At 75.0% G+C, this 26,105-nt stretch carries 27 protein-coding genes; 15 read left to right on the top strand and 12 right to left on the bottom strand.

Annotated features, from left to right (window positions below):
- Positions 1-83 precede the first annotated feature (83 nt).
- Positions 84-953, top strand: a complete 870-nt coding sequence (locus tag AB0P35_RS10385; protein WP_363509071.1) for a universal stress protein — start codon at positions 84-86, stop codon at positions 951-953.
- A gap of 28 nt (positions 954-981) precedes the next feature.
- Here AB0P35_RS10385 and AB0P35_RS10390 read toward each other — a convergent pair whose 3' ends face one another.
- Positions 982-2,382 carry a hypothetical protein gene (locus tag AB0P35_RS10390; protein WP_363509074.1) on the bottom strand — a complete coding sequence of 467 codons (1,401 nt, stop codon included), beginning with the start codon at positions 2,380-2,382 and terminating at the stop codon, positions 982-984.
- 220 nt (positions 2,383-2,602) lie between these two features.
- Here AB0P35_RS10390 and AB0P35_RS10395 point away from each other — a divergent pair, with 220 nt between their 5' ends.
- On the top strand, positions 2,603-2,929 hold the full coding sequence (locus tag AB0P35_RS10395; RefSeq protein WP_363509077.1) for a hypothetical protein: 327 nt from the start codon (positions 2,603-2,605) through the stop codon (positions 2,927-2,929).
- A gap of 11 nt (positions 2,930-2,940) precedes the next feature.
- The gene (locus AB0P35_RS10400; protein WP_363509080.1) at positions 2,941-3,189 is read left to right on the top strand and encodes a hypothetical protein; all 249 of its coding nucleotides are present in this window, start codon (positions 2,941-2,943) and stop codon (positions 3,187-3,189) included.
- Positions 3,190-3,252: 63 nt separating this feature from the next.
- Here AB0P35_RS10400 and AB0P35_RS10405 read toward each other — a convergent pair whose 3' ends face one another.
- The 3 genes from AB0P35_RS10405 to AB0P35_RS10415 form a co-directional block, all read right to left on the bottom strand.
- The gene (locus AB0P35_RS10405; RefSeq protein ID WP_363509083.1) at positions 3,253-4,317 is read right to left on the bottom strand and encodes an S-adenosylmethionine:tRNA ribosyltransferase-isomerase; all 1,065 of its coding nucleotides are present in this window, start codon (positions 4,315-4,317) and stop codon (positions 3,253-3,255) included.
- 1 nt (position 4,318) lies between these two features.
- Positions 4,319-5,131, bottom strand: a complete 813-nt coding sequence (locus AB0P35_RS10410; RefSeq protein ID WP_363509086.1) for an SDR family oxidoreductase — start codon at positions 5,129-5,131, stop codon at positions 4,319-4,321.
- A 179-nt stretch (positions 5,132-5,310) separates the two neighbouring features.
- Complete coding sequence (locus AB0P35_RS10415; protein ID WP_363509089.1) at positions 5,311-5,901, bottom strand: dihydrofolate reductase family protein; 591 nt, start codon at positions 5,899-5,901, stop codon at positions 5,311-5,313.
- A 223-nt stretch (positions 5,902-6,124) separates the two neighbouring features.
- Here AB0P35_RS10415 and AB0P35_RS10420 point away from each other — a divergent pair, with 223 nt between their 5' ends.
- Positions 6,125-6,802 carry a DUF5995 family protein gene (locus AB0P35_RS10420; protein WP_363509092.1) on the top strand — a complete coding sequence of 226 codons (678 nt, stop codon included), beginning with the start codon at positions 6,125-6,127 and terminating at the stop codon, positions 6,800-6,802.
- Between the two features lie 96 nt (positions 6,803-6,898).
- On the opposite strand, the gene AB0P35_RS10425 is transcribed toward AB0P35_RS10420, so the two are convergent.
- Positions 6,899-8,338: a GuaB1 family IMP dehydrogenase-related protein gene (locus AB0P35_RS10425; protein ID WP_363509095.1), complete on the bottom strand. Its 1,440-nt coding sequence runs from the start codon at positions 8,336-8,338 to the stop codon at positions 6,899-6,901.
- A 327-nt stretch (positions 8,339-8,665) separates the two neighbouring features.
- On the opposite strand from AB0P35_RS10425, the gene AB0P35_RS10430 reads away from it, so the two are divergent.
- From AB0P35_RS10430 to AB0P35_RS10450, 5 genes are all read left to right on the top strand, one after another.
- Positions 8,666-9,073, top strand: coding sequence for a DoxX-like family protein (locus AB0P35_RS10430; protein ID WP_218835703.1), 408 nt, complete (start codon positions 8,666-8,668; stop codon positions 9,071-9,073).
- The gene (locus AB0P35_RS10435) at positions 9,070-10,083 is read left to right on the top strand and encodes a hypothetical protein (RefSeq protein ID WP_363509098.1); all 1,014 of its coding nucleotides are present in this window, start codon (positions 9,070-9,072) and stop codon (positions 10,081-10,083) included. Before AB0P35_RS10430 ends, AB0P35_RS10435 begins: the two co-directional genes overlap by 4 nt.
- Entirely contained in the window at positions 10,080-10,862 is a 783-nt protein-coding gene (locus AB0P35_RS10440) for a DUF2071 domain-containing protein (protein WP_363509101.1), read from the top strand. The genes AB0P35_RS10435 and AB0P35_RS10440 overlap by 4 nt, the downstream gene beginning before the upstream one ends.
- 71 nt (positions 10,863-10,933) lie before the next feature.
- Positions 10,934-11,656 carry a class I SAM-dependent methyltransferase gene (locus AB0P35_RS10445; RefSeq protein ID WP_363509104.1) on the top strand — a complete coding sequence of 241 codons (723 nt, stop codon included), beginning with the start codon at positions 10,934-10,936 and terminating at the stop codon, positions 11,654-11,656.
- Positions 11,653-12,081, top strand: coding sequence for a hypothetical protein (locus tag AB0P35_RS10450; RefSeq protein WP_363509107.1), 429 nt, complete (start codon positions 11,653-11,655; stop codon positions 12,079-12,081). The genes AB0P35_RS10445 and AB0P35_RS10450 overlap by 4 nt, the downstream gene beginning before the upstream one ends.
- Before the next feature lie 51 nt (positions 12,082-12,132).
- Here the strand turns inward: AB0P35_RS10450 and AB0P35_RS10455 are convergent, their stop codons facing one another.
- Both AB0P35_RS10455 and AB0P35_RS10460 read right to left on the bottom strand, forming a co-directional pair.
- Positions 12,133-12,810, bottom strand: a complete 678-nt coding sequence (locus AB0P35_RS10455) for a CBS domain-containing protein (protein WP_363509110.1) — start codon at positions 12,808-12,810, stop codon at positions 12,133-12,135.
- 125 nt (positions 12,811-12,935) lie between these two features.
- The gene (locus tag AB0P35_RS10460; protein WP_095871853.1) at positions 12,936-13,970 is read right to left on the bottom strand and encodes a zinc-dependent alcohol dehydrogenase family protein; all 1,035 of its coding nucleotides are present in this window, start codon (positions 13,968-13,970) and stop codon (positions 12,936-12,938) included.
- A 340-nt stretch (positions 13,971-14,310) separates the two neighbouring features.
- On the opposite strand from AB0P35_RS10460, the gene AB0P35_RS10465 reads away from it, so the two are divergent.
- A complete protein-coding gene (locus AB0P35_RS10465; RefSeq protein WP_363509114.1) occupies positions 14,311-14,964 on the top strand; it encodes a DUF3592 domain-containing protein in 654 nt (217 codons plus the stop codon).
- 98 nt (positions 14,965-15,062) lie between these two features.
- On the opposite strand, the gene AB0P35_RS10470 is transcribed toward AB0P35_RS10465, so the two are convergent.
- Complete coding sequence (locus AB0P35_RS10470; protein WP_363509117.1) at positions 15,063-15,758, bottom strand: Tat pathway signal sequence domain protein; 696 nt, start codon at positions 15,756-15,758, stop codon at positions 15,063-15,065.
- Between the two features lie 335 nt (positions 15,759-16,093).
- Between AB0P35_RS10470 and AB0P35_RS10475 the strand changes: the two genes are divergently transcribed.
- Together AB0P35_RS10475 and AB0P35_RS10480 are read left to right on the top strand one after the other, a co-directional pair.
- The gene (locus AB0P35_RS10475; protein ID WP_363509120.1) at positions 16,094-17,563 is read left to right on the top strand and encodes a hypothetical protein; all 1,470 of its coding nucleotides are present in this window, start codon (positions 16,094-16,096) and stop codon (positions 17,561-17,563) included.
- Positions 17,560-18,732: a hypothetical protein gene (locus tag AB0P35_RS10480; RefSeq protein WP_363509123.1), complete on the top strand. Its 1,173-nt coding sequence runs from the start codon at positions 17,560-17,562 to the stop codon at positions 18,730-18,732. The genes AB0P35_RS10475 and AB0P35_RS10480 overlap by 4 nt, the downstream gene beginning before the upstream one ends.
- Here AB0P35_RS10480 and AB0P35_RS10485 read toward each other — a convergent pair.
- The 3 genes from AB0P35_RS10485 to AB0P35_RS10495 all read right to left on the bottom strand — a co-directional run bounded on the left by AB0P35_RS10485 (position 18,696) and on the right by AB0P35_RS10495 (position 22,248).
- The gene (locus AB0P35_RS10485) at positions 18,696-19,319 is read right to left on the bottom strand and encodes a hypothetical protein (protein WP_095871858.1); all 624 of its coding nucleotides are present in this window, start codon (positions 19,317-19,319) and stop codon (positions 18,696-18,698) included. The two genes, AB0P35_RS10480 and AB0P35_RS10485, sit on opposite strands and share 37 nt — an antisense overlap.
- A gap of 209 nt (positions 19,320-19,528) precedes the next feature.
- Positions 19,529-20,098 (bottom strand): hypothetical protein, encoded by a 570-nt coding sequence (locus tag AB0P35_RS10490; protein ID WP_363509126.1) that lies wholly within the window; start codon positions 20,096-20,098, stop codon positions 19,529-19,531.
- A gap of 86 nt (positions 20,099-20,184) precedes the next feature.
- Entirely contained in the window at positions 20,185-22,248 is a 2,064-nt protein-coding gene (locus AB0P35_RS10495) for an RICIN domain-containing protein (protein WP_363509129.1), read from the bottom strand.
- Positions 22,249-22,477: 229 nt separating this feature from the next.
- Here AB0P35_RS10495 and AB0P35_RS10500 point away from each other — a divergent pair, with 229 nt between their 5' ends.
- On the top strand, positions 22,478-23,263 hold the full coding sequence (locus AB0P35_RS10500; RefSeq protein WP_363509132.1) for an arylamine N-acetyltransferase: 786 nt from the start codon (positions 22,478-22,480) through the stop codon (positions 23,261-23,263).
- Here AB0P35_RS10500 and AB0P35_RS10505 read toward each other — a convergent pair.
- Positions 23,232-23,978: a class I SAM-dependent methyltransferase gene (locus AB0P35_RS10505; RefSeq protein WP_363509135.1), complete on the bottom strand. Its 747-nt coding sequence runs from the start codon at positions 23,976-23,978 to the stop codon at positions 23,232-23,234. The genes AB0P35_RS10500 and AB0P35_RS10505 overlap by 32 nt on opposite strands.
- A 165-nt stretch (positions 23,979-24,143) precedes the next feature.
- On the opposite strand from AB0P35_RS10505, the gene AB0P35_RS10510 reads away from it, so the two are divergent.
- Positions 24,144-25,649, top strand: coding sequence for an SDR family NAD(P)-dependent oxidoreductase (locus AB0P35_RS10510; protein ID WP_363509138.1), 1,506 nt, complete (start codon positions 24,144-24,146; stop codon positions 25,647-25,649).
- Positions 25,646-26,095: an NUDIX domain-containing protein gene (locus AB0P35_RS10515; RefSeq protein WP_363509141.1), complete on the top strand. Its 450-nt coding sequence runs from the start codon at positions 25,646-25,648 to the stop codon at positions 26,093-26,095. The genes AB0P35_RS10510 and AB0P35_RS10515 overlap by 4 nt, the downstream gene beginning before the upstream one ends.
- Positions 26,096-26,105 lie beyond the last annotated feature (10 nt).

Raw genomic sequence — 26,105 nt, forward strand, 5'->3', positions numbered from 1 at the left:
AGCCCCTTCCCGTCGCTGCATGTCGGACGCCGTGCAGTGCTGTCGGCCGCCGCCGTCCTGCTCGGGACACCGCTGGAGGATCCATGACGTCAGCCGTGGGAAGCCACCAGATCGTGGTCGGCGTCGACGCGGAGAACCCCGCCTCGCCGGCCCTCGCCTGGGCCGCCGACGAGGCCGTCCGCCGAGGCCTGCCGCTACGCCTGGTGCACGCCGTCCCGCCGAGCAGCCGCGACGCGCGCGGATTCGACGAGGGCCAGTACCGCACCGCCATGCACGAGGCGGGCGAGGCGGCACTGGGCGAGGCCCGGCTCGCGGTCGAGGAGCGGTACTCGGGGCTCGACGTCAGCATCGTCCTCGCGGACGGCCAGCCCGGGCAGGTGCTGTGCCGGCGGGCCGCGAACGCCGAGATGATCGTCCTCGGCTCCCGGGGGCTCTCCCGGGTCGAGGAATTGCTCAGCACCTACTCCGTCACCGTGCCGGTCACCGCCCAGGCATCCTGCCCGGTCGTCGTCGTCCGTGGCGTCGAGCACGTCGTCCAGGACCCGCCGTACATCGTCGTCGGCGTGGACGGCAGCCCGGGCTCCGTGGCCGCCATCGACCACGCCTTCGACGCGGCGGCCCGGCGCGGTGCGGAGCTGCGCGCCGTCTGGGTGTGGCAGGCGCCGACCATCCTGCCGATCGACAAGGCCACCGCAGTACGCGAGATCCAGCGGCAGCTGCACGCGGCCACCGCCGGCCGCACCGCCCTCTACCCCGACGTCCGGCTCACCCACGAGGTCGTCACCGGCCACCCCGTCGAGCAGCTCGCCGCGGCCTCCGAACACGCGCTGGCCTTGGTCGTCGGCCGCCGCGGCCGCGGCGGCTTCACCGGCCTGCGGCTCGGCTCCGTCCCGCACGGCCTGCTGCACCGCGCACTGTGCCCGATCGTGACGGTGCCCGCCGACACCGAGTAGGCCCGCCGACGCCGCGACTCGCGCTCGGTCACCCCGGCCCGGCCGGTGCGCCCGCCGCCTCGCCGTCCGAGTGCCGCTCGGTTCCGGCGTCCGCAGGCGCAGCCGGCAGGGTGCCTGCCAACACTGCGTACACGTCGCCGGTCGGGTCGACGCCCGCGGCGGCCGCCCTGACCTCGGCCAGCCGGAAGCACTGGTCGGCCACCGCACGGAGCGCGCCGGGGTCGGGCCGGGGCCGGTGGCTCTGCTCCAGCACGAACAGGGCATTTGCCGATGCCCCTCCCCCGGGCGGTGCCGAGGGCGCGTGCGTGAGCAGCGCCGCGGCCTGCCGCAGGGCGCGGCCCGCCTCTTCCGGGTCGCCCGCGCGGCGCCGGTGAGCCGCGAGGTCGGCGAGCGCGGCGGCGCGCTCGGACGGATCGTCCTGAAGCGCGGCGAACAGGTGCCGGGCACGCGCGGCCTGCCGGTGGTCACCGATCCGCCCGAACTGGGCCGCCAGCCCGTCAAGCAGCGCCGCGTCGCGCGGACCGGCGTCGTCCAGCAGGCGGATCAGTGCGGCCCGGGCCAGTTCGGTCCGGCCCTGCCGGAGGGCGAGCGCCGTCCAGATCAGCGGATTCGCGTCGGCCGGATCGGGCGGCACGCCGTCCGGGAGCACGCCCGGCTCGGTGAAGGCCGCGGCCGAAAGGGGCGGGTCCGCGCCGAAGCCGGCGGCCGCCAGGTCTCGCAGGGCCGGGAGGTCGTCCGCCCGGGGGTCGTACCGGGCGGCCCACAGCACTCCGGCCCGCCGGGCCGGGTCGGCAGCGACGGCCGCGAGGACGCCCGGGTCGGACCGGAGCGCCGCCAGGTCGGAGCGGCCCGGCGCGAGCACGGACTCCCACAGCGGCCGGCGCGGCAGCCCGTCCAGCAGGGCGTGGGCCAACCCCTCGGCCGAGTTGAGCAGCAGGAAATCGGGTTCGGTGCGCAGCAAGGCATCGTGCAGGCGGCGGACGAGCGCGGCCGGCGCCTGCTCGCGCAACCCCAGGAGGCCGAGCAGCCTGCGCCGGTCGGCGTCCAGCCCCGCGCCGTAGTACTCGGCGAAATCTTCCTCCGCCTCGGTGACGGCTGCGGTGAGGGTGGCATCGTCCGCGTCCGGCGGGAGGTGGTGGAGCAGATCGTGCCAGCAGTGAAGTCCGATGAGCGTCTCGAGCGCCTCGTCGATGCTGTCGGCGATCAGCCCGGCGGCGCCGTCGGAGGAGGCGTAGAGGACCCCGCCGCCGGCGCAGTGGAAGTACGTGCCGCCGGTGTCGTCGCCGGCCCACGGCGCCATCGGCGTGCCCGAGGCCAGATGGACGGCCTCCAGGTGGTCGGCGCGGCCGAGGTCGACATTGAACGGGTAGGCGGCAAGCTCGGCCGCCTCGGGGCTGGTGCGGAGGACGTCCAGGGCACGGCTGGTCATGTCGCAGCCTCTCAGTCTGCTCGGTCCGGCGGTGGTCGATCGCCACCGTAGTGGCCCGGCAGGACAGGGCTACGAGCCTGTGGACAACCTCGACAGTTGACCGTTCATCGGCTTGTCGGACGATTGCCGGGTTGCAACCGGTACCCGGGTACGGGGTTACCGTCGAGAGCGTGGCCGCCCGAACAGGGGCGACGATCGGGGGCGGACGGAGGTCGGGCCGATGACCTGGGTGCCGCAGGAGTGCACGCTGCCGACCGTGGAGCGGCCGCTGCGGGTGGCCGAGTTCGATGCACTGTTCGCCGGTGCGACGGCCGGAGTGGAACGGGCCGGGCCGGGCCTCGTCCGACTGCTCCTGGACAGGGCGGTGGAGCCGCGTGCCCGGGAGCTGGCCGCGCGGGAGCAGGCCTGCTGCTCCTTCTTCTCGTTCCGTTTCGAGACCGACGCTCGGGGCCGGCTGGTGATGGAGATCGGCGTGCCGCCCGACCGGCAGGCGGTGCTGGACGCCCTCGCCGAACGGGCGCGGGCCGCCTCCGGAACGGGCCGATGAGCGGCGGACCGATGAACGGGGGACCGTTGCGTAGCGGGCAGGTCGCCGAGCTGCTGCCGGGGAGCGGCCGCCGGCGCGGCTCCGGCGGTCTGCGGGCCCGCGCCGATGCGAAGATCGCCGAGATCGACGCCCGGATCGCCGGGCTGGCGGAGGTCCGTTCCCTGCTCTCGGCGGCCGTCTCCGCCGGCCGCGACGACCTGGCCGAGTGTGCCGCCACACCCTGCTGCCCGCTGCCGCTCGCAGCGCGCGCCCGCCCATAGGTCCACCGGCGCCGCAGCACCGTCCGGTGGCGCAGGACCGTCCGGTGGCGCAGGACGCCGGGGTCAGGACGGGAGGAGCAGGTTGACGTCGCCGAACTCGTGCCAGAGGTAGCGGTGTTCGAGGGCCTCGGCGTAGCAGTGGGTGAGCAGGGGCCGGCCGGCGACGGCTTCGAGCATCAGGAGGTGGGAGGCGAGCGGTTCGTGGAGGCCGGTCAGCAGGCCGTCGACGGTGCGGACGCCGCGTTCGGGGGTGATGACGAGGTCGGTCCAGCCGTCGGCGGCGCCGAGGCGGCCGTCCGGACCGGTGGCCGACTCGAGGGCGCGGACGGCCGTGGTGCCGACGGCGATCACCCGGCCGCCGGCGGCGCGGACGTGATCGACCAGCCGCGCGGTGGATTCCGGGACGCGGTAGCGCTCCGCGTACGGTGCCTCGTGCGCCTCGGGGGAGGCGACGCCGGTGTGCAGGGTGATCGGGGCGACCAGGATGCCGCGGGCGACCAGCCGGGCCACCGTGTCGGTGGTGAACGGGCGGGCCGCGCTTGGCATTTCGCTGCTGCCGGGGACGTCGGCGAAGACCGTCTGGTAGGCCTCGATCGGCCAGTCCCGGTCCACGTAGCCGTACCGGACGGCGCGGCCGTGCCGGGCGAGGTAGCCGGTGAGTTCGCCGGGCAGGGTCAGTCGGGCGTACCAGAGCCGGGCGGTGAACGGCGCGGTGAGTTCGGCGTTCGCGCCGCCCGGCAGGGTGACCCGCAGGCCGGGCCGGGCGGGTGAGGTACCGGGCTCCCAGGGGGCGGTGGCGTGTGCGGTGGGGCGACGCAGTTCGACGAGGTGGCGGCCGCGCGGGTCGGGCTGGGCGGAGGACAGGTGGAGGGCGACGGGTGCGCCGTCCGGGAGGGTGCCGGTGAGTGCGGCGGGCAGGGTGGCGGAGTTGTTCACCACCAGCAGGTCGCCCGGGCGGAGCAGGTCGGGCAGGTCGGCGAAGCGGTGGTGGGAGGTGACGGTGCCCTGCCGCCGGCCGACCAGCAGGCGGACGCCGTCCCTGGTCAGGCCGCGGGCCTCGGCGGGCGCCCGGGCGGAGAGTTCGGGCGGCACGGTGAAGTCGTAGCCGGTGTCCACGGCGGTCGCCATCTCACTCACCGGCCGGGGTCGGCGCGGCGGCGGCCGCCGGGGTCGACGGGTCTGCACGCGGCACGCCTTCGGTCAGCAGGTCGGCGGCGCGGTAGCGGCCGGCGGCGGGCCGGTCGCGGATCAGGCCGAGCAGCGCGGGGACGACGGTGGCGGGCAGCGGCCGGTCGGAGATGTCCTCGCCGGGGAAGGCCTCCTGGTGCATCCGGGTCCGCATGTCGCCGGGGTCGACGGCCCAGACGGCGACCTCGGGCTCCTCGGCGGCGAGCACGGCGGAGGCGTGGTCCAGGGCGGCCTTGGACGCGCCGTACCCGCCCCAGCCCGCGTAGGCCTCCACGGCGGCGTCGGAGCTGATGTCGATGACGGCGCCGCGGCGGGCCCGGAGCTGGGGCAGCAGCAGTTGGGTGAGGGCGATCGGACCGAGCACGTTGACCTCGAAGGTCTCCAGCAGGCCGGGCAGCGGGAAGTCGGCGAGGGCGGGCAGCGGCGCGCCGTTCAACTCGTAGCCGGTGAGCGTGGAGGCGTTGTTGACGAGGAGGGAGGCACCGCCGAGGGCGGCCGCGGCCTCGGCGAGGCGTTCGCGGTGGTCGTCGTCGACGACCGAGCCGGCCGGAGCGGCGACCTTGGTGAGGGCGGCGAGTTCGGCCTCGGCGGCAGCGAGTTCGGCGGTGTTCCGGGCCGTGATCACCAGCTGCCAGCCGTCCCGGGCGAGGGCGCGGGCGAGTTCCAGGCCGAGCCCCCGGGAGGCTCCGGTGACGACGGCGACGGGCGGGATCTGCGGGCGGTCGGTGGCTGCCGGTGCAGCGGCGGTGTCCATGGCCTCACTCTGGCGCCGCACCGGTCCCGGGCGGATCGGCCGCCGGCCGGGGTACCCCGGGTCCCTTGGCCCTACGGCCCCGGTCGTAGGGCGGCCCGCCGCGCGCCTCGACCACGGCCCGGCGCGGGGCACGGGGCAGCGCCGCGGGCCGGAGCCCCGCACCGCAGGGCCGTGCTCCGTCAGCGCACCCAGCGGGTCTCCGCGATACCGCAGGCGTGGGCGGTGGAGGTGGCGGCGCGGTAGGTGCGGGTGGCCAGCCAGGGACCGAAGATCGTGCGGCCGGTGCCGGCGAAGCCGGGGTTGGTGAACAGCCGGAGTTCGTCGGCCAGGCCCGCCCGGAGGAGGGCGGAGGCGAGGCCGGCGCCGCCGAAGCAGACCAGGCCTCCGCCCGCGAGCTTCCCGGCCTGTGCCACGGTGTCGGCGAGTTCGCCGTTGAGCACGGTGGTGCGTGGCCAGTCCTGCGCGGGCCGGCCGGCGCGGCTCACCGCGAACTTGGGGAGCGCGCCGACGGCCCGGGCGAACGCCCAGTCCGGGTCGTCGGGGTGCTGCTCCGCCGCCCGGGCCCAGTGCGCCAGGTAGCCGTCGTCGGCCATCGGCCGGCTGAGCAGGATGCCGGAGGCCTCGGCGAGCAGGCGGTTGAAGGACGCGCGGAGGTCCTCGCTCCACGGCCAGTCGGGACCCCAGTTCCACAGCTGCCAGGCGGCGTCCGGCAGGCTGCTGTCGACGTAGCCGTCGATGGAGGTCTGCATCGCCAGGATCAGGCGGCTCATCCGTTGTCCGTCCCCTCGTCGTGGTCAAGGACCGCTCCCCTCGACAAGTACCAGCCGGACGTCCCGCCCGCCGGACTTCGCGGCCACCGGGTCGCGGCCGGGTGTGCGCCGGGGCGCGCGGGACTCACCGGGCGCGGCTTCTGGGCATGCGTCGCACACTGACCTATCATCAGACGATCCGCCCGGATGATCCACCGGCCCGATGCGGAAGGCTGCGCACGCCATGACGATCAGCGAGGCCCTGACGGTCGACCAGGTGATCGACCGGATGCAGTGGTTGCAGGAGACTCTCCCGGCCGGCGACGGCGTCGGCGTGTTCAACGACATGTACCTGCGGGTGACCCGGCTGGTCGCCGAGCGGCTCACGGAACGCTTCTTCGCCGATCCGGCGGGGATGTCCGAGCTGGACGCGGTGTTCGCGGCGCGCTACCTGGAGGCGGTGGAGGCCGCGGCGAGCGGCCGGCGGCCGGCGCACTGCTGGCGGCCGTTGTTCGAGCTGCGCGGCCGGGCGGGCATCCACCCGCTGCAGTTCGCGCTGGCGGGGATGAACGCGCACATCGAGCACGACCTGCCGCTGTCCGTGCTGGACACCTGCCGGCTGCTCGGCCACGAGCCGGAGGACGTCCGGGCCGACTACCACCGCATCAACGACCTGCTGGCGCAGGTGGAGGCGGAGGTCCGGGAGGAACTGCTGCCCTGCCCGGACGAGCTGCACGCGGCCGACCGGCTGCTGCACGTGGTCGGGGTGTGGAGCATCGACCGGGCCCGGGACGCGGCGTGGGCGAGCGTGCTGGCGCTCTGGGAGCTACGGCAGGCGCCGCTGGTGGAGGACGCGGTGGCCGCCGCACTGTCCCGTTCGGTCGGCATGGTGAGCCGGGCGCTGCTCACCCCGGTGGAGTGAGAAGCGCCCGGCCGCAGAACCGTTTCGCCCGGCTCTCTAAGCCCGGCTCCCTGACGCCCGGCTCCGTTTAGTCCGGCTCCGCTACGCCCGGTCCCGTTACGCCCAGCTGGAGTGCAGCGGCTTGCCCTCGGCGTAGCCGGCCGCGCTCTGGATGCCGATGATCGCCTTCTCGTGGAACTCCTCGAGGCTGGAGGCGCCGGCGTAGGTGCAGGAGCTGCGGACGCCCGCGACGATCGAGTCGATGAGGTCCTCGACGCCGGGGCGGGCCGGGTCGAGGAACATCCGCGAGGTGGAGATGCCCTCCTCGAACAGCGCCTTGCGGGCGCGGTCGTAGGCGGACTCCTCGGAGGTTCGGTTGCGCACGGCACGGGCCGAGGCCATGCCGAAGCTCTCCTTGTACTGGCGGCCGTCGGCGGTGGTCTGCAGGTCGCCGGGCGACTCGTAGGTGCCGGCGAACCAGGAGCCGATCATCACGTTGGACGCGCCGGCGGCGAGCGCCATGGCGACGTCGCGCGGGTGCCGGACGCCGCCGTCCGCCCAGACGTGCTTGCCCAGACGGCGCGCCTCCTCGGCGCACTCGAGGACGGCGGAGAACTGCGGCCGGCCGACGCCGGTCATCATCCGGGTGGTGCACATGGCGCCCGGGCCGACGCCGACCTTGAGGATGTCGGCGCCCGCGGCGACGAGGTCGCGGACACCGGCGGCGGAGACCACGTTGCCGGCCACGATCGGCACCTGAGGATCGAGGCCGCGGACGGCCTGCAGGGCGCTGATCATCGACTCCTGGTGGCCGTGCGCGGTGTCGACGACGAGCACGTCGGCGCCGGCCTCCATCAGCGCCTTGGCGCGGCCGGCGACGTCGCCGTTGATGCCGACGGTGGCGGCGATCCGCAGCTTGCCGCTGGCGTCGACGGCCGGGGTGTAGAGGGTGGCGCGCAGCGCGTTGCGGCGGGTCAACAGGCCGACCAGGCTGCCGTCGGCGGCGATCACCGGGGCGAGCTTGCGGTGGGCCTCGTTGAGCCGGTCGAAGGCGGCACGCGGCTCGATGCTCTCGTCGAGCAGCAGCAGGTCGCGGGACATCACCTCGGCGAGGCTGGTGAAGCGGTCCACGCCGTGGCAGTCGCCCTCGGTGACGACGCCGACGGGCTTGCCGTCCTCGACCACGACGAGGGCGCCGTGCGCACGCTTGGGCAGCAGGGAGAGCGCGTCGGCGACGGTGTCGCCGGGGCTGAGGGTGAGCGCGGTGTCGTGCACCAGGTGGCGGCGCTTGACCCAGCCGATCACCTCGGAGACGACCTCGATCGGGATGTCCTGCGGGATGGCGACCAGGCCGCCGCGGCGGGCCACCGTCTCGGCCATCCGGCGGCCGGCGATCGCGGTCATGTTGGCGACCACCAGCGGGATGGTGGTGCCGGTGCCGTCGTGGGACGAGAGGTCGACGCCCTGCCGGGAGCCCACGGCGGAGCGGCTGGGGACCATGAAGACATCGTCGTACGTGAGGTCGTACGCGGGCTTGAGGTCGTTCAGGAAACGCATGAAAGGGCTCTCTGGCTGGGCGGTAGGTACACCTGGGGTGCGGTTGCGGCGGGGCCGCCGGGCGCACTCGGGCGCCCCGCACCCAACCGTCAATGCTCATCGATACCCGGGGGCGAACGCCAGTCCACCCGGAAATCCTGAAGATCCACACAAGTCGTGCCGGCAGGCCGCCGCCCGGCCTTGGAGGAAGCTACGAACCGGCCCCGCCCAAGACCTAGTTGAACGCGTTCAAATTATCCGGCATGATCCTGCCCACGAGGTCCGGGACCCACCCGGACCGGTGCCGCCGCGCCTGCGCGCGAGCGGCAAGGGGAGGAGAGGGGGCTCGTGGCCGGCATCCGGACCACACGACTCCCGGCCGCCGCAGTCGCGCTGATGTGGTGGTACGAGGGCTTCTGGTGCAAGGTCTTCCCGGGCCGGGCGGACCAGCGCGCCATCGTCGAGGGGGTGCCGCTGCTGCCCGCCGGCGCGGTCACACCACTGCTCGTCACCATCGGACTCGCCGAGGTCGCGCTCGGCGTGTGGGTCCTGCTCGGGCACCGCCCGTACGCGGCGGCGGCCGTCCAGACCGCGCTGGTGACCGGCTTCAACACCGGCGGGCTGGTCTTCGGCGCCGAGCACATCGCCGAGCCCGGGCGGCTGGTCGTGCAGGACATCGCCTTTCTCGCGCTGATCTGGCTCGTCGCCGCAAGGGGCGCCGAGACCCGCGCACCGCGGTGGGCGGTGGCCCGGTGAACCCCTCCCCCGCCGCACCGGGCGCCACGACGCACGCCGTACCGGCCGGCACGGACGCCGCACCGGCCCGCACCGACGCTCTGGCGGCCACCCCGTGGAGCGCCGGCCGCATACTCGCCGGGCCCGCCGGACGACCCCGCGTGCTGTTCGGCCGAATGTACGAGGACCCGGCCGTCGAACTCGCCGTGTTCCCGCCGACGGGCGCCCGCGTGCTGTGCATCGCCTCCGCCGGCGACACCGCGGCCGCCCTGGCCGCCGCCGGGTACGAGGTCACCGCGCTCGACCTCAACCCCGTCCAGCTCGCCTACGCCCGCACCCGCCTGCACGACGGCGCACCCGCGCTGACCGGCACCGCCGAACGGCTGGCCGGCCTCGGCCGAGGAGCCGCGGCCGCCCTGCTGCCCACCTGGCGGCCCGCCGCCGTGACGGACTTCCTGTGCCTCGACGACCCCGCCGAGCAGCACCGCCGCTGGACGGACGGATTCGACGGCCCAGGGCTCCGCCTGCTCGCCGGAGCCGCACTGCGGCCGGCCGGGGCGCTCGCCGCGGCCCTGCGGCCGGGCTTCCGCTGCGCCCTGCCGCGCGGCTTCGACACCGTGCTGCTCCGCCGCATCTCCCGGACCGTCGCCCGCCACCCCAACGCCGGCAACGACTGGGCGTGGCGGCTGCTGCTCGGCCGCGAACGCCCAGGCGCCGCCGCGGTGCCGGCTGCCGACCGCCGCCGGGTGCGACTGGTGCTCGGCGAGGTCGTCGAACACCTGGAGCGCTCCGCGGCCGGCGCCTACGACGCGGTGACGCTCTCCAACGTGGTGGACGGGCCCGGGCCGGACTTCGCCCGCCGGCTGCGCGCCGCGGTCGAGCACGCGGTGCGGCCGGGCGGCGTGGCCGTGCTCCGCAGCCTCCGCGAGCCGGGCCCGGCCGGCCCGGGGCTCGCCGCCGAGGACCGCTCTGCGATCTGGGGCGTGGTGCGGGTCGTCCGCACCGGACCGAACGGGGGAACCCTCGCATGAGGCACCTGCTGCAACGCCATCCCGTCCCGATGCGGACCCGGTTCGCGCACTCCCTGGTGCTGACCTACGCCCTGCCGCCACAGGTGCTGGAGCCGCTGCTGCCGCCCGGCCTCGCCCTGGACACGTACACCGACCCGGCCGGTACCGAGCACGGCTTCGTGGCCGCCGCGCTGGTGGACACCCGGGACCTGCGGCCGGCCTTCCTGCCGGCCGGGTTCGGCACCGACCGGATCCTCACCGGGTACCGGATCTTCACCCGCTTCCGCACCCCCGGCGGGCGGACCATGCGCGGGCTGAAGATCCTCCGCAGCGACACCGACAGCCGGATCATGACCCTCGGCGGCAACCTGCTCTCCCGCTACCACTACCGGCTCGCCCGGATCGGCAGCCGGGTGGTCGGCGACACCCTGGAGTTCCGGATCGTCAGCCGGGACGGCCGCGCCGACCTGCACGTCCGGGCCGACCTGGGCAGCGCCCCGGCGGACCTGCCCGCCGGCAGCCCGTTCGCCACCGCGAAGGACGCCCGCCGGTTCGCCGGGCCGCTGCCCTACACCTTCGAGCACGAGCCGGAGACGGGTTCGATCGTGGTGGTCAAGGCCACCCGGACGCACTGGGAGCCCACCCCCGTCGCGGTCGACCTGCCCACCCCGCCCACCTTCTTCGACCACGGCCCCTTCGCCGGCAGCCGGCCCGTCCTCGCCAACGCCTTCCACGTCGCCGACCTGGAGTACGGCTGGGAGGCCGGCTACCGCCGCGCCGAGAACGGGGCCGAGCTGTGACGCCGGGCAGCGGTGACCCGCGTGTGCCGCGCCCGTCCGGGGCGCGGGCCGTGGTCCGGTACAACTGGCCGATGTACACCGCGGGTTGCCTCACGGCCGGCGCCGGCTGGGCGCTCGCCCGCAGGCTGCCCGGGCCGGCCGCCCGGCTCGCCCGGGCCGGGGCCGCCACCGCGGCGGGGCTGCTGGCGAGCAGCATCGCCGCGAGCTGGTGGGTGTACGACCGCTCGGAGCTGCACGCCTTCAGCTGGCTGGACGACCTGCTGCCCGCCGGACCCGGCGACCACCTGGTCGTCTCCTCGGGCCTGGACGAGGCCAGCCGGCCGCTCGCGGCCCGCTGGCCTGGGCACCCGCAGCGCCGGGTGGACCTCTACGACCCGGCGACCATGACCGAGGGCTCGATCCGGAGGGCCCGCCGCCTCGTACCGCCCGTCCCCGGCACGGCCGCCGGACGCCCCGAGAAGGTGCCCGCCGCCACCGGCTCGGCCGACACCGTGTTCCTGGTCTTCGCCGCCCACGAGCTGCGCCGACCCGCCGAACGGCGGGCCCTGTTCGCCGAGTGCGCCCGGGTGCTGCGCCCCGGCGGGCGGCTGGTGCTGGTCGAACACCTGCGGGACGCCGCCAACACGGCGGTGTTCGGCCCCGGCGCCTGGCACTTCTTCCGGCGCGACGACTGGCTCGCGGCCGCGGCCGGTGCGGGCCTGCACCCGGTCGCGGAACGCCGGATCGGCGGCCTGGTCACCGCCTTCGCCTTCGCGGCGCCCGGACCCGACCTGCGGAGCGGAGGCACGCAGTGAGCCAGCTGCTCACCCTGGAGGGCCAGTTGCGACTGGTGGGCGCGGCCCTGATCGGCATGGGCGCCCTGCACGCGGTACTGCCGCGGCTCATCGGCTGGCCAGCCGACCTGGCCGGCACCACCCTGCTGACCCGTCAGGTCTCCTACGCCCACCTCTTCTTCATCGGGCTGACCTGCGCCGTTCTCGGCCTGCTGCCGCTGCTGCTCGCCCCCGACCTGCTCGCCGGCGGCCGCCTCGGCACCGCCCTGCTCACCGCGCAGACCCTCTTCTGGGGCATCCGCTGGCTCTTCGAGTTCGCGGTCTTCTCCCCGAAGCTGTGGCGCGGCGACCGGCTGCGCACCGCCGCGCACGTCGCCCTGTCGGTGCTGTGGACCTGGGTGACAGCGGTGTTCACCTGCGCGCTGTTGGCCGCGCTGCGCGGCTGAGCGGGGGCCGCGCTCGGCGGCGGGTCGGCTCCGCGGGCCGGGCCACCGGGGTCAGAGCACCGGCTCGGGCACCCGGTCGTGCTCGGCGGGCCCGGTGCCCGTCCGGTCGGTGACCGAGACGACGCCGTCGACCGAGCGGCACAGCCGGACCACCAGCGGGGCCAGCTGCGGCGGGTCGATGGTGCCGCTGAGCACCACCCGGCCCTGCACCACCTCCACACCGACCAGGGCGGGGCTCACGCCGTCCACCGCGCCGAGCACCTCCTCGACGATCTCGCGGTGGATCAGCCGGTCCTCGCGGAGGAACACCCGCAGCAGGTCGCCCCGGCTGACCAGGCCGACCAGCCGGCCGTCCGCGTCCACCACCGGCAGCCGCTTCACCCGGTGCCCGGTCATCAGCCGGGCCGCCGCCACCACGCTCGCCTCCGGGGCGGTGCACACCACCGGGCCGGTCATCAGCTCCGCTGCGGTCACCGCGGCACGGCCGTCGTCGAGGGCACCCTCCCAGCCGGGACCGCCGCCCGCCGGCAGGCCGTCGTCCTGCGCGGCCAGCGTGCGCAGCAGGTCCGCCTCCGACACGATGCCGACCGGCCGGTCCTCGCCGTCCACCACCGGCACCGCCGTGATCTCGAACTCGGCCAGCACCGCCACGATCTCCCGGAATCCGGTCGCCGGCATCACCCGGACGACGTCCCGGCTCATCACCGACTCCACCGAACGGTGCCCCATGTCCGCCTCCCAACTGCCGTGCCCCGATCCTTGCCCCTCCCCGCCCCCAACGGTAGGGCCCAACGGCCCGTTCACGAACCATCGCCCGGAAGCCCGGCCCGGACGTCGTGCCGGAACGTCGATGGTCAGTCGGGGACGAGGACGGCGACTCCGGTGACACGGTCGGCGGCGAGGTCGGCGAGGGCCTCGGGGGCGCGGCTCATCGGGTAGCGGCGGACGTGCACGGTGGGCGGGTGGGCCGCGGTCTCGGCCAGGTAGGCGCGGCCGTCGGCCCGGGTGTTGGCGGTCACGCTGCGCAGGGTCCGCTCCTGGAACAGGTACTGGCGGTAGTCGAGCCGTGGGATGTCGGTGAGGTGGATCCCGGCGACGGCCAGGGTGCCGCCGCGGTCGAGGGCGGCCAGGGCGACCGGGACGAGGTCGCCGACCGGTGCGAAGAGGATCGCCGAGTCGAGCGGCTCGGGCGGGCTGTCGTCGGCGCCGCGGGCGGAGCTGGCGCCGAGGTCCTGGGCGAGCCGGCGGGCGTCCGCGGAGCGGGTGAGGACGTGGACCCGGGCCCCGCGGGCCAGCGCCAGCTGGGCGGTCAGGTGCGCGGACGCCCCGAAGCCGTAGAGGCCGAGGCGGCCGCCGGGCGGGAGTTCGGCGCGTTCCAGCGCGCGGTAGCCGATGATGCCCGCGCACAGCAGCGGGGCGAGTTCCTCGTCGGAGGGACCCTCGGGCAGCCGGTAGACGTAGTCGGCGTCGACCACGGCATGGCCGGCGTAGCCACCGGGCACGTCCCAGCCGGTGTAGCGGGAGTCCGGGCAGAGGTTCTCGCGCCCGGACAGGCAGTACCGGCAGACGCCGCACGTCCCGGCCAGCCACGCCGCACCGACCCGGTCCCCCGCGGCGAAGCCCTCCGCCTGCGGCCCGGCGCGCACCACCCGGCCCACGATCTCGTGGCCCGGCGGGCAGCCCGGCAGGTGCGGGGCGAGGTCGCCCTCGGCGAGGTGCAGGTCCGTCCGGCAGACCCCGCAGGCCCGGACCTCCAGCAGCAGCCCGCGCGGGCCGAGCGGCTCCAGCGGCCGTTCCACCCGGCGCAGCGGGCGGTCGGCGGCAGGGGCGGGGTGGTCGACGACCCAGGCGGTGGTGGTCCCGGTGCTCGTCCCGGTATCGGCAGCCATCGACTGTGGCCTCCCGTCGGCACGGCCTCCCGGCTCGGCGGCCGGGCGGCGGACAGGGTGCGGCTTCCGCCTCCAGCATGCACCGCCGCCGCGGGCCGGGCAGCCGTGCCGACGGGCGCGGCGGGCGGACGGCGGGTGCGGCCGTGGAGCGGAGGAGCCTGCACCGCCCGTGCGGAGCCACCCTCATGTGCCCTGAGTGACCGCCTGCGGCGGTGTCGGTGGTCGCCGCAGGTGGGAGTGGGCCGAGTGGGGGTGCTCGTGGCGGGGTGCGCGTGGCGGGGTGCCGGTGGGGCCGGTTGGAGAGACGCTTGAGTCCGAAGCCGGCGGTAGGAGGCGTACTATGCGCACCCACTTCCCCGGCCGCTGCGGGCATGCCCGGTGGCGGCGCCTGGTGGTGCATCTGCGGCTTGCGGTCGGCGCGAACGCCGGGCCGCTGTGGCGGCCGGTGGACCGGTCGCGCAGTCGTGCCCTGTTGGCGGCGTGGCTGGCCGTGGTGGTGGCGGCGGTCGGCGCGGGGGCGGCGGCGCTGCTGCTGTACTGGTCGGCGCAGCACGATGCGGCGCAGGCGGCGGCCCGGCTGCACCGGGTGCCGGCGGTGGTCCGCAGTGAGCCGCAGCAGGCGGATCTGAGCGCCTCGGGTGCGCCGGCGGGCGGCTACCGGGCGATGGCGACGTGGACGTATCCGGCCGGGCACACGGTGACGGAGGAGGCGGCGGTGCCGAGTTCGGCCGGGCCGGGTTCGAAGGTCCAGGTGTGGGTGGACAACGCGGGGCGGGCCACGGCCGGGCCGCGGTCCACCTCGGACATCGTGGCGACCACCGGGTTCATCGTGCTGGGCGGCTGGGCGGGCGCGGCGCTGGCCTGCGCCGTCGGCTACAGCGTGCGGCGCAGCCGACTGCAGCGGCGGGCCGAGGAGGAGTGGCAGACCGACTGGGCGGTGGTCGAGCCGACCTGGACGGGCCGCGCGGGCGGCCGCAACGGCTCCGACGCGTAGCCGTGGCCTGATCGCCGGCCGGTCGGCGTGCCGTCCCGGGTGCGGGGCCCCGGCGGGCCCGTGGCGGGTGGCCGCGGGCCCGCCGGGGCGGTGGTCGGTCAGTTGATGTGGACGGCGGGGCTGCCCGGCAGGCTGGAGTCGGTGACGGGGCCGTAGGTGGCGGAGAAGTAGCCGTCGGCGGGGCACAGGCCGGAGCCGCCGCTCTTGGCGAAGTGCTCGTTGTGGAACGCGAGGCTGTGGGCGGTGTTGTCGGCGGTGCCGGTGAACGCGCCGCTGAGCTGGTAGGTGCAGGTGATGGTGCCGAACCAGGTGGCGAGCACGGCGTTCGCCTGGATCGGTCCGGCCGTGCCGGGGGTGAGGGTGACGGGGAGGCCGGCGCCGTCGTCGACCGCGACGGTGTACGGGAGGTTGCCGACGGTGAGGCTCTTCACCGAGGTGACGCCGGTGACGTTGCTGGTGCAGGAGCCGAAGGCCATGCCGGTGAGGGCTTCGGTGGCGGTGCCGGGTGCGGCGGGGTTGCTCAGCACCTTGGCGGTGAACTGCGAGGTGGCGCAGGTGACCCCGGTGGTGCTGGTGGCGGTGGAGTAGAAGGTGGCCCGGGTGCCGGTGGCGAGCGGTGCGGCGAGCGCGTCGCCCTCCGCGACCGCGGCGCCGTCGGCGCCTCCGGCGGTGAGGACCGGGACGGCGGCGGCCGTCCCGGGTGTCGCGGCGGCGGGGACGGCCGGGGCGGCGACAGCGGCGCAGGCCGCGAGGACGGCGGCGGCGAGCAGGGCAGGGCGGCTGGACGGTCGCATGGGTGGGCCTCTTCCTCGGTGAGGGGTTCGAGAAGACGCACGTTCGCCGCTCCGGGCAGGTCGGGGGCGCCGGAGCTCCTTTCTCTTGTAGATCTGTGGCGGTACACCGTCAATACACTGCGCAGAACTTGCTGACGATTCGTCAACAAGAGCCGTGGCCCGGGCCGCCGAAAAAGCCGCTGAGGCACCCTCCGGCGGTCTGCTACCGTCGTCCGGCCGGCCGCGGGACTCCGGTGCGACTTCCGGAAGGCGCCTCTACAGCGATAATTCGCAGCTCGTGCCCCCATTCCCCGGCCGGCCTCCACATCGACGAGGCACCGACGAGGGGCTGGGCCATGGAGACCCTGGGTGATCTGGTCGCCGCCGAGGACGTGCTGCTGTTCGTGAACGCGGCGGTGACGGCGACCGGCCAGCGGGAGTTCCACGCGGACGCGGCCGAGCAGCGCCTCTCGCTGGACTTCCTGCACGCCTACATGCTGGGCAACTACCGCGAGTTGTACGCCGCGGTGCTGGCGCTGGACGTGAACGACCACAATGCGGCGCTGATCGTGCGCCGGCTGCTGGAGTCCGCCCGGGACGCCACCGCGGAGCAGCGCCGCACCGAGGGCCGGCTGATCTCGCGACGCCTGGCGCTGATGCCGCCGCAGCGGGTGTACCGGCTGTTCGGCGAGCTGCGCCGGGCCGGGGTGAACAACCGGCGGACGCGGGCGCTGATCCGGGACTGGATCGCGGCGCGGCCGGACCCGGCGCTGGACGCGGTGAAGTACCGGGGCGGCTTCCGCACCGCGCTGCGGCACGCGCACCTGGCCCCGCCCGGCCCCGAACTGGGCGACTTCGCCTTCCGCGGCACGTCGGACGCGCGGAACGGGCACTTCGAGACGCCGCTGCTGGACGCCTGGCGGCGCGCGCACTACCAGAAGTCGGCGGTGTACGAGCTGCCGTACACCGTCGCGGAGGGGTTCGCGGCGAAGCACGGCATCCCGCGGGCGGCCTTCCTGGAGCGGATCGCTCCGCGGATGACCCGGCTGGAGCGGCTGCGGCTGCAGGAGTCGGCGCGCGACGCCGGGGCGTCGGCGGTGGCGGCGGATCTGACGCGGATGCCGCTGACCCGGCTGGCCGGCTACGTGCTGGGCCTGCCGGTGGCGGATCGGGTGGCCCGCCGGGCCGAGCTGACCGCGGCGCTGGAGGCCGCGGCCCGGCGGACGGCGGGCGCCCGCGCGGGCAGCTGGGGCCGGGTGGCGGCGGTACTGGACGACAGCTTCTCCTCGTACGGCTCCGGGCAGAAGCGGCGGCGGCCGCTGGCGGTGGCGCTGGCCTGCCACCATCTGCTGGCGGTGCTGGCCGGGGAGTACACGGCGCGGTGGACCTCGGGCCGCACCGACGCGCTGCTCGCCCGGCCGTCCGGGGCGACCCCGCTCGGCCGGCGGATCCTGGACGCCCTGGAGACCGGCCCCGAGCAGCTGGTCGTCGTCTCGGACGGCTGGGACAACGCCCCGCCCGGGCTGGCCGCCGAGGTGCTGCGGGTGTGGCGCACCCGGCTGGACCCGGACGGGGCGACCCGGATCGTGCACCTCAGCCCGGTCTGGGACGCGGACGGCTTCGACGTGCGCCGGCTCGCACCGGGGGTGCCGACCGCGGGTATCCGGGACGCCGAGGACCTGGTGCCGCTGGTGGGGATCGCCCGCTTCGCGGAGGGCCGCACCGGCCTGGCCGAGCTGACCGCGTACCTGGCCGAGCGGACGGCGGCCTTCCTGGCGGCCGGCGGCGCGGCGCGCGGGCACCACGACGGGGAGGGACCCCGATGAGCACGCTGGACCTGACCGGCCTGGCCACCGGCCCCGCCCAGGTGTGGGGCGGGGTGCGGCTGGTGCCGCTGCTGCGCGAGGAGCCGGTCGTCGACCTGCGGCTGCACCGCCGGGTGTACGGGGACGCGTACACGCCGGTGTCGCTGGGCCCCCGCACCCACTACGTGTCCTATGTGCCGCACGGTTTCGTCGCGGACTGGACGGACGACGGTTCCGCGGCCGCGTACGGCACCTCGCTGGGCGAGCAGCCGCCGGCGCGCGTCCCGGTGCGCCCGCACCGGCGGACGGCCCGCCGGGAGGGTTCGAACCGGCTGCGGTTCCTGCCGCTGCACCTGGCCCTGGAGGGCTATCTGGCGCTGCACTTCGGCGGGCCGACGATCGTGTGGGAGGAGTGGTCGCAGCGGGCGGTGCGGGCCGGCCTCTCGCCGCGGGCCGAGGAGGCGTACCGGGGTGCCGAGGTGCGCGGACTGGCGGACGCGCTGCGGGTGTTCGAGATCCACCGCGGGCAGTGCGGGGTGCTGGTGTACACCGCGGACGCCCTGGCGGCGGCCTTCGCGGTGCCGCATCCGGAGGACTACCGGGCGCTGCACCCGACGCTGGTGCACGACCTGTTCGGCGAGTTGATCCACCACTACGCCCTGCTGTCGGCCCCGGTGCCGGACTTCCGGGCGAGCATCCCGGGCCCGGGCGTCCGCACGCCGGCCGATCTGCGGGCGGCGGTGGAGGAACAGGAGCGGGCCTGGGCCGAGTTCCACGACGGCACGATGGCGGCGGGACTGCTCGCCGCAGAGCTGCGCATCCGGCCGGTGCGGCGGATGGGACGGTTCACCCTGGGACGGTTCCTGCCGGAGTTCCGGCCCGGCCGGGAGAACCACATCGGCGAGACGATCACGGACGAGGACGGTCGGATCGCCTACCTGAAGACCTTCCGGCTCTCCGAGGCGCAGGTGCGGCGCGGCTTCCTGCTGGACACGCTGGCCGCGCACGACTGGCACCTGCCGTCGGCGGCGGCCGCGCTGAACGGCACGGAGGCGCAGCTGGGCCTGCGGCTGGAGGCGGCCGGGTTCGGGGCGCTGCTGCGTCAGGACGTGCTGGACCGCTACCGCCGGGAGGCCCGTTCGGGCGGGCCGGCTCAGTCGGCCGCGAGCCGCCGGCCCTCGTCGAAGTAGCGGGTGAGGGCGTCGGCGCCGCCGAGTTCGCGGACGGTACGGGCGGCGCCGAACGGGGCGTTCCAGAACGGGCCGGTGCGCGCGGTGTGCGGGCCGACGTAGGCGTAGGGCTCGGGCTGGTAGGAGTCGCCTGCGGAGACGCCGTAGTTGACCTCGTCGACGGTGATGCCGATGTCGAAGTGCTCGGGCCAGAGCACCGGTTCCTCGTCCGGGGCGAGGCGGCGCAGCGCGGTGTCGCCGGCGCCGAGGCAGTGGGCGATCCACTGGGCGGCCTGCGGGTCGGTGTCGACGGGGTCGTCGGCGGCGGCGCCGGAGCCGTCGTGGTAGAGGCCTTCGGGCGGGCCGGGCTGGACACCGACGGCGGCGGCGAGGGCGGCGCAGGTGGTGCGCCGGAGGACGAGGTGGTGGCCGGGGGCTATCAGTTGGTCGCCGATGACCTGCAGGAACGGCTCGGCGCTGGTGGCGAAGCCGCCGGGGTAGGCCCGCAGTCGGATGGTGCCGCTCTCCCGGTACTGCGGCCCGGCGAGGACCGTCTCGGCGACGGCGTGCAGGGCCCGGCGGGTGCGGACGATCGTGTCGGTGTCCATGTCTTCATGGTGGCCCGTGGTGGCAGGGACGGCACAACCCGTCGGCCGTGGCCAGCTGTCGACAGATAGACGAGGCGACTTGTCGCCCTTGTATCCGGCGGGAGACGTTCGGCCCGGACGCGCGGAGCGGCCCCCGGCCTGCGGCGGGCCCGGTGGCGGGGCGCCGCAGCCGGCCGGCCCGGCACGGGCGGTACGTGCCTCAACGGGCCTCAGCGGGCGGCGCGGCGGCGCCGGAGCAGCAGGGTGCCGGCGGCCGCGGCGGCGGCCAGCACCACCGCGCCGGCGACCGCCCACGTCCAGGCGCTGTCGGAGTCCGCCGTGGCCTCGGTGGTCCGGACCGGCTCGGCGGAGGCGCCGGCGGACGGGGTGCCGACCGGGGCCACCGGGCCGCTGCTGGGCGCGGTGCCGGGCACGGCGGTGACGTCGAACTCGGCCTCGCCGCGGCCGAGCGCGGGGAAGCCCGACTCGACGACCACCTTCCAGTGGCCGGGCGGGAGTTGGCGGGCGGTGGTGTAGGTGCCGGGCTTGTCGGCGACGGCGACCAGCGGCCAGGGACCGACCGCGCGGCCGTCCTGCGCGGTGGCGCTCAGGGTGCCGGCGACCTTCTCGTCCACTGGGTCGTGGTCGTTCTCCCAGGTGGCGACGGCGGTGAGGTGCCCGTCGGCCAGGCTGGAGACGGTGAAGGCGATGGTGTCGCCGTGGGCGGCCGCGGAGTGGGCCGTGCCGAGCACGGTCAGTCCGGTGAGGGCGGTGGCGGCGGTGATGGTGCGCAGGCGCATGACGGTGGCTCCTGGTCGGGCCGGGCGGGACGGGGGCGGCCCGGTGGGGCGGGAGACTCCCGCCCCACCGGGCCCGGGGCGCCTCGTCAGGAGGCGGCCTGGATGGTCCAGTTCTGGTAGGACTGGCCGCTGGGCTGCTGCAGTTCCAGCAGCCAGCCGCCGTAGTACCAGCGCTTGCTGGTGCCGAGGACCAGCGAGGAGCCCTTGGCGGTCAGCGCGTAGCCGCTGCCGGCGGAGTCGATCTTCCACTTCTGGTTGTCGGCGGTGGAGCAGGGCTCCTGCATCACGTACTGGCCGGCGACGGCCTGGCCGCCGAGCTGGAGGCACTTGTCGGAGCGGGCCGAGCGGATCCGCAGGAAGCCGTCACCGGTGTCCTCGAAGAGCCACTGCTGGTTGGAGTAGCCGTGCCGCTGGTAGCCGATGAGCACGGCGCCGTCGCGGGTGGAGCCGCCCCACATGTCGGCGGCCTGGCCGGTCAGGCTGTTGATCATCAGGTAGCGGGTGCCGGGCTTGGTCGGCGCGGGGCCGGCCTCCTTGGCGGTGCGGAAGGTGGTGGTGCGGCCGGGCTTGGCGGTCTTGCCGGAGGCGTCCTTGACCGCGACGGCGACCTTGTACTCCGTGTCGGCCTTGAGGTTGACCAGGCGGACGACGGTGGAGGTGACGGTCGCGATGGAGCGGCCGTTGACCTGCAGGTCGTAGCCGGTGGCGCCGGTGGCAGCCGTCCAGCTGAGCACGGCCGAGTTCGCGGTGATCTGGCCGACCGTCACCTTGGGCGCGGTGGTGCCGCCGGTCGGGCTCGGGCTGGGGGTGGGCGTCGGGTTGGTCGGGCTCGGGGTCGGCGTCGGCGACTTGGTCGGGTCGGCCGAGGTCGGGCTCGGGGTCGGCGTCGGGTTGGGGTTGGGGTTGGTGCCGCCGTTCGCGAACAGGAACTGGTTGTTGGCGATGTTCCAGTGCGTGGTCAGGTAGCTGCCCGGCTGCGGGCTGGTGTTGAAGTAGTCGTCGTGGTTGCAGTCGAGGCGGTCGTCCTCGGCCCGGTTCGGGCAGAGGGTCTGCATCTTCGGGTAGTACGGCGAGTCGGAGTAGCACATGATGTCCCACTCGTCGACGCAGTGCGCGCCCTTGCTGGTGTGCGGGGCACTGTTGTTGACGGCGCCGAGGTTGTGGCCGAGCTCGTGGGCGGCGGTGGAGCCGCCCCAGCAGCCGTTGTCGGTGCGGCCGTAGGACGGGCCGAAGTTGGACAGGTTGTCCTGGCCGGGGCGCTCGTCGCCGTTGAAGGTGCCGATGCCGCAGTACACGTTCGCGTCGGCGAACATCATGTACTTGCGGTCCTTGCGGTTGAAGCCCTGGGCGGCCAGCGCCTTGTTGGTGGCGCCGAACTCCTGCAGGGAGGCCGCGGACAGCTCGACGTTCAGCACCGAGGCGGTGCAGTCGGCCTCGGTGACGAAGCGGATGTGCCGGACGCCGCCGGTCTCCTGGGCGCTGGCGTTGTAGATGGTGTCGGTGTCCGCCGCCCACTTCTTGAAGGAGGCGAGGTACTGCGCGAAGCGGTCGCTGCCCGGCGCGTGGACGTACATCACCTGGACGCGGTTGCCGGTCGAGCCGTCGCCGTCGCAGACCACCTTGGAGCCTTCGGCCGCGGCCCCCGCTCCGGCCGAGGGGGTGCCGGCGGGCGCGGCGGAACCGCCGAGTGCCTTGCCGCTCTGCAGGTCCAGCACGGGCGGAGCGTCGCTCAGCAGCTCCGAGGCGGACGGTGCGGCGGCGGCCGCGGGCGGGGTGAGGTCGGCGGGCTGCTCGGTGGTGGCCACCGCCGGCGCGGTGTTCTTGTGGACGTCGACGCCGCGCGGCGGGGCGTCCGGGCCGTGCGTGCACAGGCCCTGGTTGTCGACCTTGTAGACACCGACGCACTTGTCACCGCTGGCGGCCGGGACGAGTCCGCCGTAGACCAGGCCGCGGGCCGGGTCGTCCTTGGGTATGGAGGTGACCGGGGCGGGCGCCTCGTTGTGGAGCGGGCCGGCGGCGGGCGAGGGGTCCAGCTCCTGGGCGATGGCCGCGTCGGCGGAGGTCCGGAGCGGCTTGCCGCCCTCCATCACGGAGCCGATGGTGAAGGCTCCCGCGATGAGTCCCGCGGTGACGGCGGTTGCGGTGAACATCAGTCCACGGCGATTTCGGCGACGGTGCGACGTCTTCCTGCGTGACACGTGTCTCTCCTCGTCGGCCCTCGGAGGATTGGTGCTTGCCGACACCTGGGAGATCCGTGGGGCGGGAGGGGATAACAGGAATCTCAAACATTTTTTCGTCGTTGGTTTCGGACGAGGTGTCAGGACCGCGATGGCCGGCCCGGTTGACGGGCCGTCCGCGCACGGACGAAGAGGAGAACAGGTGGACGGGCGACAGGTGGCGGCCTACCTGGACCGGATCGGCCTGCCGCGGCCGGGGCAGCCGGACGCGGCGGCGCTGCGCGCGCTGCAGCTGGCGCACCTTTCCGCGGTGCCGTTCGAGACGCTGAGCGTCGCGCGGGGCGAGCCGATCGTGCTGACCGAGCAGGCGCTCTGGGAGAAGCTCGTGGAGCGGCGGCGCGGCGGCTTCTGCTACGAGCTCAACGGCGCCTTCGCCGCACTGCTCGGGGCGCTCGGCTACCGGGTGGAGCTGCTGGCGGCACGGGTGTTCGGCAAGGACGGCCGGGTCGGTCCGCCGTTCGACCACATGGCGCTGCGGGTCGAGCTGGACGGGCCCTGGCTGGTGGACGTCGGCTTCGGCCGGTTCAGCCACCACCCGCTGCGGCTCGACGAGCGGGGACCGCAGGCCGACCCGGCCGGGCGGTTCACGCTCGCCGAGCACGGCCCCGGGCTGGACGTGCTGATGGACGGCGATCCGCAGTACCGGCTGGACCTGCGGCCGTACGCGCTGGCGGACTTCGGACCGACCTGCTGGTGGCAGGCGACCTCGCCGGACTCGCACTTCACCCGGTCGACGACCTGCTCGCGGCTGACCGCCGAGGGCCGGATCACCCTCGCCGGCACCCGGCTGATCCGCACCGGCGCGGACGGCTCACGCAGCGAGCGGGAGCTGACCGCGGAGCAGGCGCTCGCCGCCTACCGCGAGCACTTCGGGATCGAGCTGGACGAGCTGCCAGTCAGCGCACCGCTGCGACCAGCGCGTCACTGACCGAGCGCCACGCCACCCCGGCCTCCCGGAAGCCCGCCTCGACCAGGCGGGCGGCGTGCCACTCGGCGGGGTGGCTGTCGCCGTCGGCGTGCTCGCCGTGGATCGCGAAGCGGGCGGCGACCGCCTCGGCGAGCGCCGGGTCGGCGGCGGCGGCCCGCCACCAGCCGGCCCAGTCCAGGACGCCCTCGGCACGCTCCCGCTCCTGGCGGGCGCGCTGCCGGGCGGCGTCCGCGGCGTTGAGCAGCGGCGTGTCCGGCTGCGGCATGTGGTCGGCGTTGAGGAAGAGCCCGCCGGGGCGGACCACCTGGGCGAGATCGCCGTAGAGCCGCACCAGGGCGTCGGTGGTGAGCCAGTGCAGCGCGGTGGCGGTCAGCACGGCGTCGAAGGGCTCGCCGTCGGGCAGCCGCTTCGCCCAGTGCGGGTCGTTGAGGTCCGCGGTGACGAGGGTGAGTCGCGGCTCGTCGGCGAAGTGGCCGCGGGCGATCGCGAGCAGCGCCGGGTCGACGTCCACGCCGACCGAGACGGCCCCCGGGAGGCGGGCGAGCAGCCGCTCGCTGATCGAGCCGGTGCCGCAGGCCAGGTCGAGGACGTGCGGCGCCGGGCCGGCGGTGGCCTCGACCAGGTCGAGCATCACCCGGAACCGCTCCTCGCGGTCGGGCAGGTACCACTCCTGCTGCCGGTCCCAGCTGCGCTGCCAGTCGTGCCAGGTCGTCATGCCCCACTCCCGTCGGTAATGGCCGGATTGCCGGTGCATCTCTTACACTACGAGCCATCGGTAACCATCGCAAGCGCTTTTCAGCCATTACCTTTCGCGTGGATTCCACGCACTCCCGTAGCATTCGCCGGTACAGGCGGCGCACAACGGGAAGCGGCAACAGGCATGACGGCGGGCCCGGACACTCAGATCCAGATCGAGCAGGACGACGACCAGGAGGTCGACTTCGGCCCGGGTATCGACCCCGAGCGCCTGGCCATGTGCCTGGACGTACTCGCGGAGCTCGACACCCTGCACGTGGACCACCCGGACGCGATCACCGTCCGCCAGGCCGTCGGCGGCGTCTTCCGCACGCTGAAGCAGCGCCGCCGGCAGGAGACCCGCGCCCGCAAGACCGCGAACGACCGGGCGGTCACCGCACGGACGGCGACCGGCGCGCCCGGCCGGATCGACGACGAGACGGCCGGCGCCTTCGGCCTCACCACCGAGACCACCACCGAGATCGCCGGGATCCTCGAGCGCCCCCGCTCCTGCTACACCTGCAAGCAGCGGTACGTCGAGGTCGACGCCTTCTACCACCAGCTGTGCCGCAGCTGCGCGGCGCTGAACCACGCCCGCCGCGTCGCGCGTGCGGACCTGACCGGGCGGCGTGCGCTGCTCACCGGCGGCCGCGCGAAGATCGGCATGTACATCGCGCTCTGCCTGCTGCGGGACGGCGCACACACCACGATCACCACGCGCTTCCCCAACGATGCGATCCGCCGCTTCAAGGCGATGCCGGACAGCGACCAGTGGATCCACCGCCTGAAGATCATCGGCATCGACCTGCGCGACCCGGCGCAGGTCATGGCGCTGGCCGACGAGGTCGCCGCGGACGGCCCGTTGGACATCCTGATCAACAACGCGGCACAGACCGTCCGCCGCCCGCCGGAGTCGTACCGCCAGCTGGTGGCCGCCGAGTCGGCCCCGCTGCCGGCCGGCGTGCTGCCCCCGTCCACCGTGATCGGGCGGTTCGGCAGCGGCGGCGTGGACCTCCCGGCGCTGCCCGGCCAGGCCACCGGCGGCAGCGAGCGGATCACCGCCGAGGACGTCACCTCGCTCGCCCTGGTCACCGGCTCCGCCTCGCCGGCCCGGATCGAGGCGGGCACCGCCATCGACGCCGGCGGCCTGGTGCCGGACCTCGCGTCCACCAACAGCTGGGTGCAGACCGTCTCGGAGGTAGGCCCGATGGAGCTGCTGGAGGTGCAGCTCTGCAACTCGACCGCGCCGTTCATCCTGATCAGCCGGCTGCGGTCGGCGATGGCCGCCTCCCCCGCCCGCCGCAAGTACGTCGTCAACGTCTCCGCCATGGAGGGCGTGTTCAGCCGCGGTTACAAGGGCGCCGGCCACCCGCACACCAACATGGCCAAGGCCGCGCTGAACATGCTCACCCGCACCAGCGCCCAGGAGATGTTCCAGACCGACGGCATCCTGATGACCGCCGTCGACACCGGCTGGATCACCGACGAGCGCCCGCACCCGGAGAAGATGCGGCTGCACGACGAAGGCTTCCACGCCCCGCTCGACCTGGTCGACGGCGCGGCCCGGGTCTACGACCCGATCGTCCGCGGCGAGCTCGGCGAGGACCTGTACGGCTGCTTCCTCAAGGACTACGCCAAGGCCGCCTGGTGACCGGCCCGATCATCGGCGCGGGCGTCATCGTCCCGACCACCGACGGCCGGGTCCTGGTCGGCCGCCGCACCACCGCCGGGGAGCCGCCCACCTGGAGCCTGCCCGGCGGCAAGGTCGACGGCACCGGCGAGTCCTTCGAGGAGGCCGCCGCCCGCGAACTCGCCGAGGAGACGGGCATCGTGCTGCCCGCCGCGCGGATGCGGGTGCTGGCCGTGCTGCTCGACCACGAGCTGGGCCGGCCCCGGCTGACCGCGGCCGTCCTCGCCCCGCCGAGCGACGCTCCGGCCCTCGTCACCGAGCCGCACAGCTGCGCGGGCTGGGAGCGGTTCCCGGTGGACGCGCTGCCCACCCCGATGTTCCACCCGTCCGGCCTGGTGCTGGCCCGCTGGCTACCCGGCTACCCGGGCCCGGACGGCGCGCACGTCTACCCGCTCGCGGGAGCCTGAGCCCCTACGA

It is taken from the genome of Kitasatospora sp. NPDC085879 (genome assembly GCF_040686255.1).
Classification (GTDB): Bacteria; Actinomycetota; Actinomycetes; order Streptomycetales; family Streptomycetaceae; genus Kitasatospora.